The organism is Streptomyces sp. NPDC005784 (assembly GCF_042871525.1).
Lineage (GTDB): Bacteria > Actinomycetota > Actinomycetes > Streptomycetales > Streptomycetaceae > Streptomyces.
This window is the reverse complement of sequence record NZ_JBIAIQ010000006.1, coordinates 327,787-341,191: the sequence shown is the minus strand read 5'-3', so window position 1 is coordinate 341,191 and position 13,405 is coordinate 327,787. Positions and strand designations below refer to the sequence as shown.

General features: G+C 68.4%; 9 protein-coding genes. 7 read left to right on the top strand and 2 right to left on the bottom strand.

The features are described 5' to 3' along the window. Positions 1-3 precede the first annotated feature (3 nt). From mrdA to ACFYR3_RS13920, 5 genes are all read left to right on the top strand, one after another. Positions 4-2,262: a penicillin-binding protein 2 gene (gene mrdA, locus ACFYR3_RS13940; protein ID WP_356785395.1), complete on the top strand. Its 2,259-nt coding sequence runs from the start codon at positions 4-6 to the stop codon at positions 2,260-2,262. Between the two features lie 34 nt (positions 2,263-2,296). Continuing rightward, positions 2,297-3,493 carry a rod shape-determining protein RodA gene (gene rodA, locus ACFYR3_RS13935; protein ID WP_261708779.1) on the top strand — a complete coding sequence of 399 codons (1,197 nt, stop codon included), beginning with the start codon at positions 2,297-2,299 and terminating at the stop codon, positions 3,491-3,493. Positions 3,494-3,647: 154 nt separating this feature from the next. Continuing rightward, positions 3,648-5,159, top strand: coding sequence for a CHAD domain-containing protein (locus ACFYR3_RS13930; RefSeq protein WP_389282956.1), 1,512 nt, complete (start codon positions 3,648-3,650; stop codon positions 5,157-5,159). A gap of 155 nt (positions 5,160-5,314) precedes the next feature. Further along, positions 5,315-7,279, top strand: coding sequence for a TIGR03960 family B12-binding radical SAM protein (locus ACFYR3_RS13925; RefSeq protein WP_355851954.1), 1,965 nt, complete (start codon positions 5,315-5,317; stop codon positions 7,277-7,279). A gap of 605 nt (positions 7,280-7,884) precedes the next feature. Then, a complete protein-coding gene (locus ACFYR3_RS13920) occupies positions 7,885-9,249 on the top strand; it encodes a glutamate decarboxylase (RefSeq protein WP_355851951.1) in 1,365 nt (454 codons plus the stop codon). 81 nt (positions 9,250-9,330) lie between these two features. On the opposite strand, the gene ACFYR3_RS13915 is transcribed toward ACFYR3_RS13920, so the two are convergent. Further along, on the bottom strand, positions 9,331-9,891 hold the full coding sequence (locus ACFYR3_RS13915; protein ID WP_389282954.1) for a YceI family protein: 561 nt from the start codon (positions 9,889-9,891) through the stop codon (positions 9,331-9,333). A gap of 657 nt (positions 9,892-10,548) precedes the next feature. Here ACFYR3_RS13915 and ACFYR3_RS13910 point away from each other — a divergent pair. Beyond that, a complete protein-coding gene (locus ACFYR3_RS13910; RefSeq protein ID WP_356785390.1) occupies positions 10,549-11,541 on the top strand; it encodes a phospholipase D-like domain-containing protein in 993 nt (330 codons plus the stop codon). Between the two features lie 415 nt (positions 11,542-11,956). After that, positions 11,957-12,391 carry a barstar family protein gene (locus ACFYR3_RS13905; RefSeq protein ID WP_355851942.1) on the top strand — a complete coding sequence of 145 codons (435 nt, stop codon included), beginning with the start codon at positions 11,957-11,959 and terminating at the stop codon, positions 12,389-12,391. A 139-nt stretch (positions 12,392-12,530) separates the two neighbouring features. On the opposite strand, the gene ACFYR3_RS13900 is transcribed toward ACFYR3_RS13905, so the two are convergent. Next, a complete protein-coding gene (locus ACFYR3_RS13900; protein ID WP_389282952.1) occupies positions 12,531-13,352 on the bottom strand; it encodes a hypothetical protein in 822 nt (273 codons plus the stop codon). Positions 13,353-13,405 lie beyond the last annotated feature (53 nt).

The window sequence follows — 13,405 nt, the reverse complement described above, 5'->3', positions numbered from 1 at the left end:
CCCATGACCAATATTCCCGAGACCGGCCGGACCCCACGGGTCCAGATCCGGCTCGTCGTCATCCAGATTCTCGTACTCTCCCTCCTCGGCACCCTCGGCGGACGCCTCTGGTTCCTCCAGATCCGCAACGGCGACGAATACGCCAAGGAAGCGTCCGGCAACCACGTCCAGCAGGTCGTCCAGCCCGCCGTACGGGGCTCGATCCTGGACGCGCGGGGCGTTCCCATTGCCGACAACGAGACCCGGCTCGTGGTCTCCGCCTCGCGCACCGACCTGCTGAAGATGCCGGACGACGGGAAGGCCGTCCTCACCAAGCTCGCCGGCGTGCTGGGCCTCAAGGCCGAGGACATCATCCAGAAGGTCCGCCTCTGCGACGCCAAGACGCCGCAGCCGTGCTGGAACGGCTCGCCCTACCAGCCGATCCCCATCACCGACAAGGCCACCCCGCGCCAGGCCCTGCAGATCCGCGAGCGCTCCGAGGACTTCCCCGGCATCACCGCCGAGCCGGAGGCGGTGCGCCGTTACGCCGCCCCCGGCAAGGCCAACTCCGCACAGGTGCTCGGCTACCTCTCGCCCGTCACCGACGACGAGATCACCAAGGCCAAGGACACGGATTCGCCCTACCTCCGCTCCGACCAGGTCGGCCGCTCCGGCCTGGAGCGCCAGTACGACAAGGCGCTGCGCGGCAAGGCCGGCGTCACCCGCTACGAGGTCGACAACCTCGGCCGCGTCATCGGCAAGGCCAAGAGCGACAAGGCCGAGCCCGGCGCCAACCTCGTCACCAGCATCGACGCCCGCGTCCAGCGCGTCGCCGAGTACGAGCTGGACTACGCGATGAAGGTCGCCCGGACCCAGTTCGACAAGATCACCGGCGAGAACTACAAGGCCGACTCCGGCGCGGTCGTGGTGATGGAGGCCAAGACCGGCCGAGTCGTCGCCATGGCCTCCCAGCCGACGTACGACCCGAACGCCTGGGTCGGCGGCATCTCCGGCAAGGACTACACCGCGCTCACCGGCAAGAAGTCCAACTACCCGCTGCTGAACCGGGCCACCCAGGGCCAGTCGGCGCCCGGCTCGACGTTCAAGGTGGTGTCCACCGCCGCCGCGGTCGAGGCCGGTTACGCCTTCGACGGCCACTACCCGTGCACGAGTTCGTACTCTGTCGGCAGCCAGGTCTTCAAGAACTTCGAGGGGGAGAGCTTCGGCCCCATCTCGCTCGGCAGGGCGCTGGAGGTCTCCTGCGACACCGTCTTCTACGGACTCGCCGACAACGAGTGGAAGAAGGACGGCGGGATCAACCCGAAGAAGACCCCCAAGGACTTCTTCTACAAGGCCGCCCACCAGTTCGGACTCGGCAAGGAGACCGGCATCGACCTCCCCAACGAGGTCACCGGCCGCGTCCCGGACCGCCACTGGAAGTCCAGCTACTGGAAGGCCAACAAGGACGCCTGGTGCAAGAGCGGCAAGAAGAACGGCAGCTACGTCGAGCGGATCGCCTACGAGAACTGCCTCGAAGGCAACAGGATGCGCGAGGGCGACTCGATCAACTACTCCATCGGCCAGGGTGACACCCTCGTCACCCCCGTCCAGGAAGCCGCCATCTACTCCGCGGTGTCCAACGGCGGCACCCTGTACGCCCCGACCATCGGCAAGGCGATCGTCAGCGCCGACGGCAGGACCGTCCAGGAGATCAAGCCGAAGGTGAACGGCAAGCTGCCGGTCAGCAAGGCGACGCTCAAGGGCATGAACGAGGCCTTCGCGGGTGTCGTCACCCGTGGTACCGCCGCCTGGAAGTTCGGCGGCTGGCCGCAGGACAAGATCCCGCTGCACGCCAAGACCGGTACCGCCGAGGTCTACGGCAAGCAGACGACGTCCTGGCTCGCCACGTACTCCAAGGACTACACGATCATCATGACGATCTCCCAGGCCGGTACGGGTTCGGGAGCGTCCGGTGAGGCCGTGCGCAAGATCTACAACGCGCTCTACGGAGTCTCCGCCGACGGCGCCATCGACAAGAAGAAGGCCCTGCTGCCGACCCCGCAGAAGAGCCTGCCGAAGATCCAGACCGACGGCTCGATCGACGCCCCGGCCATCTCCAAGGACCCGGCCAAGGACCAGCAGGCCAGCCAGGCCCCCAAGGACGGCACCGCCGACCCGAACCTGCCCGCCGGTACCACCGCCTCGCCCACGGCCGTCAACCGCGTCACCCGAAGGCACAAGGCACGCCCGCCCAAGAGGCGGGGGAAGAGGATCCCGACATGACGAGGGCGGCGACCAAGGTACTGAGGATCCTGACATGACCGGAGCCAACAACTTCTCCGTCTCCGGATACGGACCCGAGCGCGCGGGCTGGACACGACTGTTCGCCCGCGACTCGCTCGCCCGCCGGCTCGACTGGCCGATACTGCTGTCGGCCGTCGCGCTCTCGCTGATCGGCGCGGCCCTCGTCTACTCGGCGACCCGCAACCGCACCGAGATCAACCAGGGCGACCCGTACTACTTCCTCATCCGCCATCTGATGAACGCGGGCATCGGCTTCGGCCTGATGATCGGCACGATCTGGCTCGGCCACCGCACCCTGCGCACGGCCGTGCCGATCCTGTACGGGCTCTCGGTCTTCATGATCCTGCTGGTACTGACCCCGCTCGGCGCGACGATCAACGGCCAGCGCAACTGGCTCGTCGCGGGCGGCCTGTCGCTCCAACCCGCCGAGTTCATCAAGATCACGATCATCCTGGGCATGGCGATGCTGCTGGCCACACGGGTGGACGCGGGCGACAAGCAGTACCCCGACCACCGCACGGTGCTCCAGGCGCTGGGCCTCGCCGCCGTCCCGATGATGATCGTGCTGCTCATGCCCGACCTCGGCACGATCATGGTCGCGGTCGTCATCGTGCTCGGCGTGCTGCTCTCCTCCGGCGCCTCCAACCGCTGGGTGTTCGGGCTCATCGGCGCGGGCGCCCTCGGCGCGGTCGCCGCCTGGCGGCTGCACGTCCTCGACGAGTACCAGATCAACCGCTTCGCGGCCTTCGCCAACCCCGACCTCGACCCGGCCGGCGTCGGCTACAACACCAACCAGGCCCGTATCGCCATCGGATCCGGCGGCCTCTTCGGCACCGGCCTCGGCCACGGCTCGCAGACGACCGGCCAGTTCGTGCCCGAGCAGCAGACCGACTTCGTCTTCACGGTCGCCGGCGAGGAACTGGGCTTCGTGGGCGCGGGACTGATCCTGCTGCTCCTCGGCGTGGTCCTGTGGCGCGCCTGCCGCATCGCCCGCGAGACGACCGAGCTGTACGGCACGATCGTCGCCGCCGGGATCATCGCCTGGTTCGCCTTCCAGGCCTTCGAGAACATCGGCATGACCCTGGGGATCATGCCGGTCGCCGGTCTGCCCCTCCCGTTCGTGTCGTATGGAGGATCCTCCATGTTCGCGGTCTGGGTCGCGATCGGGCTCCTGCAATCGATAAGAGTGCAACGCCCGATGTCGGCCTAGCCGAGGGCCTGCCAAGGCCTGGCCGGGCGGAGCCCGGGTGTCGCCTCGGAGAACACGAGGTGACACCCGGCCCAACGGGAAAAGGACGGCCTCCGGCCAAGCCGGGGCCGAACGGGTACTGCCCACGGCCCGCAAACGCGTCTAGATTCGGGTCATGGCGGACACGAAGCGCGAGATCGAGCGTAAGTACGAAGGTCCCGCGGCCGAGGGCGACACCGAACTGCCGGACCTGAGCGGCGTCCCCGGAGTCGCCGGCGTCGTCGACAAGGGCGTCGCAGATCTCGACGCGACCTACTACGACACGCCCGACCAGCGCCTCGCCGCCGCCTCCCTCACCCTGCGCCGCCGCACCGGTGGCCACGACGCCGGCTGGCATCTCAAGCTCCCCGTCTCCGAGGGCGTACGCGACGAGATCCAGGCCCCCCTGTCCGACACCGTGCCCCGCGCACTGTCGGGCCTCGTCCGCTCCCGCGTGCGCGACGCCGAACTCGTCCCCCTCGTACGCCTGCGGTCGGCCCGCGACATCCGCCACCTCGTCGACGACTCCGGCGCCCTGCTCGCCGAGGTCAGCCTCGACCGGGTCCGCGCGGAGCGGCTCAGCGGGGGCAAGGGCACCGCCGCATGGACCGAGATCGAGGTGGAACTCGCGGACGACGGCGACCCCGCCTTCCTCGACAAGGTCGAGAAAAAACTCCGCAAAGCCGGTCTGAGCCGCTCCGCCTCGTCCTCCAAGCTGGCGAAGGCCCTGGGCGAGACCGGGAAGCGCGCCAAGAAGCCCGCCCCCGAGAAGGAGCCGGTCACCGCGGGCGACCACGTCCTCGCCTACTTCCGCGCCCAGTACGACGCCATGGTCGAACTCGATCCGGCCGTCCGCCGCGACGTCAACGACTCCGTGCACAGCATGCGCGTCGCCACCCGCCGGATGCGCAGCACCTTCCGCTCGTACGGGAAGATCCTCGACCGTGCCGTCACCGACCCGATCGCCGACGAGCTGAAATGGCTGGCCGGCGAGCTCGGCGTCGACCGCGACCAGGAAGTCCTCACCGAGCGGCTCACCGAGGCCCTCGGCCATCTGCCCCGCACCCTGCTCTCCGGACCCGTCCGCACCCGGCTGCGCACCTGGGCGCACGCCCGCCACGGCGGCTCCCGGCGCCGCCTGATCGACGTACTGGACGGAAAGCGCTATATGGCGCTGCTGACCGCGCTCGACGCGCTCGTGACCGACCCGCCGCTGCTCAAGGCGGCCGCGGGCGACCCCGCGAAGGTGATCGCGAAGGCCGTCCGCAAGGACTTCGGCAAGGTCTCCGACCTCGTCGTCCAGGCCCTCGACCGGCCGCCGGGCGCCGACCGCGACCACGCGATGCACGACGCCCGCAAGAAGGCCAAGCGCACCCGCTACGCCGCCGAGGCCGCCGCCCCCGCCCTGGGCGGACCGGCCGCCGGCCTGGTGAAGTCGATGAAGTCGCTGCAGAGCCTGCTCGGCGACCACCAGGACAGCGTGATGACCCGCGAGGCCCTGCGGGAACTGTCCGCCCTGGCGCACGCGGCGGGGGAGAGCTCGTTCACCTACGGGGTGCTCTACGGCCGCGAGGAGCAGCGCGCGGCGGCGGCCGAGGCGGCGCTGCCGGGGGCCTGGGAGGCGATCGAGGCACAGGCGGCGGTCTGACGGGGCTCACGGGTCCGTGAGGGCTCACGGGCCTGACGATGCTGCCGTGGGCCGGGAGGCCGCCGAGGCCCGGTGTTCGTCCGGCGGTGCGGCGGGTCGCTCCGGTCGCGTTACGCTAGATGGTCACCCCCCATCAGCTCACGAAGGTTCGCGAGATGCCTGCCGAAACCGCCGTGTCGGTCTTCCCACAGCTCGAAGCTCTGCTCCCGCATGTGCAGAAGCCGATCCAGTACGTCGGCGGAGAGCTCAATTCCACGGTCAAGCCCTGGGACGCCTGTGACGTCCGCTGGGCGCTGATGTACCCCGACGCCTACGAGGTCGGTCTGCCCAACCAAGGCGTCATGATCCTCTACGAGGTACTGAACGAGCGCGAGGGCGTCCTCGCCGAGCGCACGTACAGCGTCTGGCCGGACCTCGAGGAGCTGATGCGCGAGCACCGGGTCCCGCAGTTCACGGTGGACAGCCACCGCCCGGTGAAGGCCTTCGACGTGTTCGGCCTGTCCTTCTCCACGGAGCTGGGCTACACGAACATGCTCACCGCCCTCGACCTGGCGGGTATCCCGCTGGAGTCCAAGGACCGCACGCTCGACGACCCGATCGTCCTGGCCGGCGGGCACGCGGCCTTCAACCCCGAGCCGATCGCCGACTTCATCGACGCGGCGATCATCGGCGACGGCGAGCAGGCCGTGCTCGACATGACGGAGATCATCCGCGCCTGGAAGGCGGAGGGCCGTCCCGGAGGCCGCGAAGAAGTCCTCTTCCGCCTGGCGAAGACGGGCAACGTCTACATCCCGGCCTTCTACGACGTCGAGTACCTCCCCGACGGACGGATCGCCCGCGTGGTCCCGAACAAGTCGGGCGTCCCGTGGCGCGTGTCCAAGCACACGGTCATGGACCTCGACGAGTGGCCCTACCCGAAGCAGCCCCTGGTGCCCCTCGCGGAGACCGTCCACGAGCGCATGTCGGTGGAGATCTTCCGCGGCTGTACCCGCGGCTGCCGCTTCTGTCAGGCGGGCATGATCACCCGCCCGGTGCGCGAGCGTTCCATCACGGGCATCGGCGAGATGGTGGAGAAGGGCCTCAAGGCGACGGGCTTCGAGGAGGTCGGCCTGCTCTCCCTGTCCTCCGCCGACCACTCGGAGATCGGCGACATCGCCAAGGGTCTGGCGGACCGGTACGAGGAGGACAAGATCGGCCTGTCCCTCCCCTCCACACGCGTGGACGCCTTCAACGTCGACCTGGCCAACGAACTGACCCGCAACGGCCGGCGCTCGGGCCTGACCTTCGCCCCCGAGGGCGGCTCCGAGCGCCTGCGCAAGGTCATCAACAAGATGGTCTCGGAAGAGGACCTCATCCGGACCGTCTCCACCGCCTACGGCAACGGCTGGCGCCAGGTGAAGCTGTACTTCATGTGCGGTCTGCCGACGGAGACGGACGAGGACGTCATGCAGATCGCCGACATGGCGATGAACGTGATCGCCGAGGGCCGCAAGGTCTCCGGCCAGAACGACATCCGCTGCACGGTGTCCATCGGCGGCTTCGTCCCCAAGCCGCACACCCCCTTCCAGTGGGCGCCGCAGCTCTCCGCCGAGGACACGGACGCCCGCCTGACGAAGCTCCGCGACAAGATCCGCGGCGACAAGAAGTACGGCCGCTCGATCGGCTTCCGCTACCACGACGGCAAGCCGGGCATCGTCGAGGGCCTGCTCTCCCGCGGCGACAGGCGCATCGGCTCCGTCATCCGCGCCGTCTACGAGGACGGCGGCCGCTTCGACGGCTGGCGCGAGCACTTCTCGTACGAGCGCTGGATGCGCTGCGCCGACAAGACCCTCCCCGACTTCGGCGTGGACGTCGACTGGTACACCACCCGCGAGCGCACCTACGAGGAGGTCCTGCCGTGGGACCACCTCGACTCGGGCCTCGACAAGGACTGGCTCTGGGAGGACTGGCAGGACTCCCTCGACGAAACCGAGGTCGAGGACTGCCGCTGGACCCCGTGCTTCGACTGCGGTGTGTGTCCGCAGATGGACACGAGCATCCAAATCGGTCCTACGGGCAAGAAGTTGCTGCCGCTGACGGTGAAGAACGCGGCTCCGACGCCGAGCGGTCACGCGCACTGAGGTGAGCGAGGCGCGCGATCGGGTGATTGATGCCTTGGCGGGGGTGAGCGAGGACGAGGTGCCGGCCGCGCCGGCTGCTTCCGGCGCGTCGAGTCGACGGCCTCCGAAGCCCGAGAGCGGTCCTCGGACGCCGCTGCCGGGCCCGCGGACCGTCTCGGGCATTCATTCCGAGGCGGGGTGGGCCTGAGCCCTCAGCGGACGTTCGGCGGCCTCTGGTTCGCTCTGAGCCCCGTCCTGGACCCGGGACGGGGCTCAGTCGTGTTTCCGGCCGCCGGGCTTGGGCCCGGAGCGGCCTGCCTACTCATCTGCCGGGCCCGGGGTGGCCACCCAAGAGGCGAACGTAGCGTGCCCGTGTGAGCGCGACACGTAGTTGTCGGGTCGGAGCGGGAGGCGTCTCCCGGAGCCTGGGCTGCCAGTTCGACGCGGCCTCGGCCGAGCTGGGTGCGGCCCGGCTCGGTCGCTTGTCGTGGGGCGGGTGGTGTTCCGTGCGGCGGCGGCGGCGAGCGTCGTCGATCGCTCGGGAAGGTACGCCGTTCGCGTGCATCCCGAGCCCCGACCGTAGGTCCTGGGCATGGCTCATCTCCGGCCGTGGTTGAGTCGCCGGTATGACCAAGAGTGACGCCGAGGCTCTGTTCGGCAACCGTTTCCTGACCATGCCCGCTCCTTCGGAGACTTTCCCCGAGAAGGGCATGGCCGCGACGGATGCTATGAGGCTCGTGGATGTGGATCTCGCCATGGAGGGTGACCCGCAGCGCAACCTCGCCACGTTTGTCACCACTTGGATGGAGCCGCAGGCGCAACGGCTGATCGCCGAGAATCTCCACCGTAATTTCATCGACCATGCGGAGTACCCGATTTCGGCCGAGATCGAGCAGCGTTGCGTGCGGATGCTCGCCGACCTCTTCAACGCGCCGGGCAGGACAACCGGATGTCGCACCCAGGGTTCGTCCGAGGCGATCATGCTCGGGGCGCTGTCGCTGAAGTGGAAGTGGCGGAAGCGCCGCCAGGCGGCCAATCTGTCGGTCGACCGCCCCAACTTGATCTTCGGCGGGGACGTCCACGTCGTGTGGGAGAAGTTCTGCCGCTACTTCGACGTCGAACCGCGGATCGTGCCGCTTGCCGAGGGCAAGTACACGATCGGCCCGGAGGACGTGGAGCCCCACCTCGACGAGAACACGATCGGCGTCGTCGCGGTCCTCGGCACCACGTTCACCGGCCACAAGGACGACGTCGTCGGGATCGACAAGCTCCTGCGGGACGTTCGCGAGAAGCGGGACCTCGACATCCCGATCCACGTCGACGGAGCCAGCGGCGCATTCGTGTGGCCCTTCCTCTACCCGGACTCGAAATGGGACTTCCGGCTCGAGCAGGTCCGTTCGATCAACGTCTCGGGACACAAGTACGGGCTGGTCTACCCCGGCATCGGCTGGCTGGTCTTCCGAGAGGAGTCCGACCTGCCCAAGGACCTCGTGTTCGAGGAGAACTACTTGGGCAAGACCGACGCGACGTTCACGCTGAACTTCTCCACCGGCGCGTCGATGGTGCTCGCGCAGTACTACAACTTCGTCCGGCTCGGTCGCCAGGGCTACACCTACGTCATGAAGATGTTGCAGGAGAACGCCCACACGTTGGCGGACAACCTGCGGAGCAGCGGCCGCTTCGAAGTGATCGGGAGCGACCTCGAACAGCTGCCGCTGGTCGCTTTCCGTCTCGCCGGCAAACACGCCTACGACGAGTCCGACGTCGCCTGGCAACTCGCGGCCGAGCGCGGCTGGATGGTGCCGGCGTACACGCTCCCGCCCAACGCGGAGAAGGTGAAGATCATGCGCGCCCTGGTCAAGGAGACCCTGAGCCGCGAGCAGATCGACCGCCTGAGCCAGGACATCGCCGACGCCTGTCGCACTTTGGACGACAAGGGTGCGACCCATGAGATCGAGCGGGCCAAGGTCAAGCGCGGCACCGGCTACTGAGGCGCCTCCGCCCCCGGTCGCAGACACCTGCCGGCAGGCCGCCGACAGAGCGACCGACGGCAGCTCTGGGCGCGCGGTGGTTCAGGAGTTCTTGATCGCGGAGATCTCGAACTCGAGCACGATCTTTTCGCTGACCAGGACACCGCCGGTCTCGAGCGCGGCGTTCCAGATCACGCCGTAGTCCTTGCGGTTGATGGTGACCGAACCTTCGAGCCCCACCCGCAGGTTGCCGAACGGGTCGGTGGCGGTGCCCTCGTAGGTGAACGGGATGGTCACCGGATTGGTGACGCCCTTGACGGTGAGGTCGCCGGTGACCTCGAAGCTGGTGTCGTCGCTGCGCTGGACCGAAGTGGAGACGAAGGCGATCTCCGGGTACTCGTCCATGTTGAGGAAGTCGTTGCTGCGCAGGTGTTCATCGCGCTGTGCGTTGCGGGTGTCGACGCTGGTGGCCTTGATGGTCACCTTCCCGGTCGACTTGGAGGGATCCGCGCCGTCGAAGTATGCGCTGCCGTCGAACTCGTTGAACGCGCCACGGACCTTGGTCACCATCGCGTGCCGGGCCACGAACCCGATCCGGCTGTGCGAGGCGTCGAGGGTGTATTTGCCTGTCAGGGCACTCAGGTCGGTCGGAGACGTAGCCACGGGACCTCCCGAGGTGGGAAATGGAATATTCACGACATCATCAAACCTAGCAGCCATTATTTACATATGGCGTGCTAGGTGATATTTGGGCAGTGCCGGCCGTGCGCCGGTGCTGCACGCGGGTTGGGCACCCGCAGGCGTGCGCCGGTTGATCGCGCGCGGCCAGGGGGCTGGTGGACGACTCGCAGGGGGTGCGGGGGGTGCAAGGGGTGGACCCAGTCGCGGCGTTCATGACGGGCCCGGACGAAAACTCGGCCGGCCGGCTCCACAAGGAGTGCGCTCTCGGCGAGCCGCGGGGGTCGGCGACGAGGTAGGGGCTCGGCCCGGCCAAGGACTGCTCGCGCCAGAGCTGTGGCGCAACCCGTCGAACGGGTTCCGGGAGTGGTCGCCCTGCCCTGCGGGCCGATGAGGCACGGCAGTTGGGGCGATGCCGGGGCCCGACTCGCGCACTTCCCGGGGCTCGCTACGAAGATTTTGCGAACGCACGGGCATCGCATGAACCGCTTTCCATCTGCGTGAAGTCCCCTTTGCCCGCCCGTACGGCCGACCGGTAACTGCGTGTTCACCCACCTTCTCTTCCTCGGCTGTCTACGCGCGTGGTGTCATGCCCATGCCCGCTGTCCCCCGGGTGGGCGTCAACTCGACTAGGAGTCACGCATGTTGTGGAAGGTCTTCGGTCGCGCCGGTGTCACGCTGGCAGCAGGCGCCGCCGTGCTCGCCACCGCCGTCCCCGCGAACGCCGCGAGCTACACGGCGTTCGCCTTCTCGCAGAGCAGTAGCCAGCCCACCATCTACGGCTTCATCAACTCGGCCACCACCTCACTCGACATGACCATGTACGAGCTGGAGGACACCACGGCCGTCAACGACCTCATAGCCCTGGAGAACAAGGGCGTCACGGTACGGGTGATCCTGGACAGCGCGCACAAGTCCGCCAACCAGTCGGCGTACAACTCCCTGACGAGCGCGGGCGCGGGAGTGGTCTGGTCGTCGTCCACCTTCGTCTACACCCACCAGAAGACCATCACGGTGGACGGCACCAAGTCGCTGATCCTCACCGGCAACCTCACCTCCCAGTACTACCCGACCGGCCGTGACTACGGCGTGTTCGACGACGACACCCGCGACGTCGCCTCGATCGAGAAGGTCTTCAACGCGGACTACGCCGGCACCGTGGTCACCCCGACCGACGGCGACCATCTGCTCTGGTCCCCCACCGACTCCCGCAGCCGCCTGGTGTCCGTGATCAACAGCGCCACCAAGACGCTCGACGTCGAGGAACTGGAGTTCAGCGACAGCACGGTGGTCAACGCCATCGTGGCCAGGGCGAAGGCGGGCGTCACCGTACGGGTGGTCCTGGAGAGCCCCTCCAGCTACTCCAGCCAGGTGTCCGCGATCAAGGCGGCCGGCGGCACCGTCGTCGGATACTCCGACCCCAACGGCTTCTACATCCACGCCAAGGCGATGGTCGCCGACTACGGCCTGTCCACCCAGGAGGTGGAGGCAGGTTCCATGAACATCAGCAGCAACTCGCTGAGCAACAACCGGGAACTGGGCCTCATCCTCACGGGCACCGGTGTGGCCCAATCCGTTGCCACCACCATCGAGACCACCTTCAACAGCGACTACAAGGGCGGCACCACCGCCTAGAACCTGTTGGGAGGGCCCGCCGAAGATGACGCGGGCCGCGCCCGGGGTGTCGAGGACGCGGTCGCGTACGCCCGCGTCCCGGCGGGTTCAGCCGGGTCAGGGCGTGCTTCAAGTCGGATGCCCGAACCGCCGACCGGCGTTACTGTGGGCGTCGTTCAGGTGCGCAGGTTGCGGCTACTTCTCCTTGTACAGAGAGCGACGCGGGTTCGAATCCCGCCGCCGGCCCCGGCCGGTGTCGTCCAGTGGCCCAGGATGCCTACGTTGCCGCCGCCGACTCCGATCTCTGAACACCCGGACACCAGCCGTCCACCACGAAATATCCAGGTGGGCGGCTTCGTCATGCCGCGTGTGGTGTACTCGTCCGGCGATCATCACAAGACTGCGTGCGGGGGACTTGGTGAGTACCGAGGACGAGATGCTTGACGCTTGGGTGGACGTCGAGGAACGGCTGCCCTGGTTGCCGCTCGACCCGTATTTCGTGGGTGAGGAACGGCACGGCCTCCTGGTGGAGGAACTGGAACGCTCCGGCTTCTCCGTGCTGGAGATCGACCTGGCGACGGTGCGCGAGGAGCGGCAGTTCAAGTCCGCGCTGGGCCGGGCATTGGTCAAGCCGGAGGGCTACGCGGACAACTGGGACGCGCTGCGCGACCTTCTTCAGCAGCGCGGTGAGAGCCGTCCGTGGCTCATCGCCGTCGTGTTCACGACAGCCCACTCCTTCCTCCGCGCGGACGTGCACGGTTTCGTGCGGTCCGTGGCGGTGCTGCACAGTCTGGCCGAAGAGCTGTCGAACATCGACGAACCGTACGGCCAGCTGGAGCTGTTCTACGTGGGGGAGTGGACCGAGGCCTGAGCCGGCGCGGCGGTCGTCCGCCGCGTGGGGTGTCCTGGGGTCTGGCGTCGACCCGCCGGACACCCCTTCTGCGTGACGGTTGTGCGGCCGGTTCAGATACGGGGCGGCGTACGGGGAACCGGTGGCGGAGAGCCGGTGGTCATACGCCGCCGTTGACGGCGCCGGGCGTCGGTTGCATAGCGACCAGGATCCAGGGCTTGGGACGGCCCGTGCGGTCGGCGCAGTTCAGGGTCGCGGGGTGGGTGGTGGTGAACGCGACGCAGGCCGCTTCCCAGATCTGGCCCGTGGTGGTGACGACGTCGAACTTGATGCGCTTCACCGTGGTGCTCCGGTTGTGCGCGTTGACGGAGACGTCGCAGGGCAGGCCGGCCGCGCCGCCCGCGGGATAGTCGGGACGGCCGCTGAGGTCGGTCCACAGGAAGTTCTCCTTCTCGCCGGTCCGCTGGTCGCGGATGCCCGCGTACGTCCTTCCGCCGGTCAGCGCAACACGGATCTCGAAGTCCTCCGATGCCTGATCCGCGTCGATGCCGATACACGGGCCCGTCGGGCCTGTCGGGCCCGTCACGCCGATTTCGCCCTGGGTGCCCGTGGCTCCGGTGGCTCCGGTGACTCCGGTGACTCCGGGCTGTCCCTGGACTCCGGGCTGTCCCTGGAGTCCGGTCGCACCGGTCGCACCGGTCGCACCGGTGGCGCCCCTCGGGCCCCGCGGACCCCTGCACCCCCACCTGCCGTCGGCGGGCCCGCCCGGGAGGACCCGGACCTCGTCTTGGTGTGGCCTGCATCTGTCGCCGCCGTCCGCCGCCCCCGTCGTGCGATCGGACGCGCTTCGGGTCGCGGGGGTCGCGGGGCCGGCGGCTCCCGACGCCATCACCAGCGCCAGCGAGGCGACCACGCCGGCCTTCTTGAACCGGCCGCGGCCCGGCGGGCCCAGCAAGCGGGCGGTTCTGGACTCAGGATTCATACGGGCGCGCTCCTTGAATCGATCGGTGGGGATTTCCCCGAAGCCGATCGCGA

Bases quoted from the DNA above. Each gene is read 5' to 3' on its own strand.
- ACFYR3_RS13920 (WP_355851951.1), top strand. From the start codon at position 7,885: ATGACCAAGAGTGACGCCGAGGCTCTGTTCGGCAACCGTTTCCTGACC.
- rodA (WP_261708779.1), top strand. From the start codon at position 2,297: ATGACCGGAGCCAACAACTTCTCCGTCTCCGGATACGGACCCGAGCGC.
- ACFYR3_RS13900 (WP_389282952.1), bottom strand. From the start codon at position 13,352: ATGAATCCTGAGTCCAGAACCGCCCGCTTGCTGGGCCCGCCGGGCCGC.
- ACFYR3_RS13925 (WP_355851954.1), top strand. From the start codon at position 5,315: ATGCCTGCCGAAACCGCCGTGTCGGTCTTCCCACAGCTCGAAGCTCTG.
- mrdA (WP_356785395.1), top strand. From the start codon at position 4: ATGACCAATATTCCCGAGACCGGCCGGACCCCACGGGTCCAGATCCGG.
- ACFYR3_RS13905 (WP_355851942.1), top strand. From the start codon at position 11,957: ATGCTTGACGCTTGGGTGGACGTCGAGGAACGGCTGCCCTGGTTGCCG.
- ACFYR3_RS13930 (WP_389282956.1), top strand. From the start codon at position 3,648: ATGGCGGACACGAAGCGCGAGATCGAGCGTAAGTACGAAGGTCCCGCG.
- ACFYR3_RS13910 (WP_356785390.1), top strand. From the start codon at position 10,549: ATGTTGTGGAAGGTCTTCGGTCGCGCCGGTGTCACGCTGGCAGCAGGC.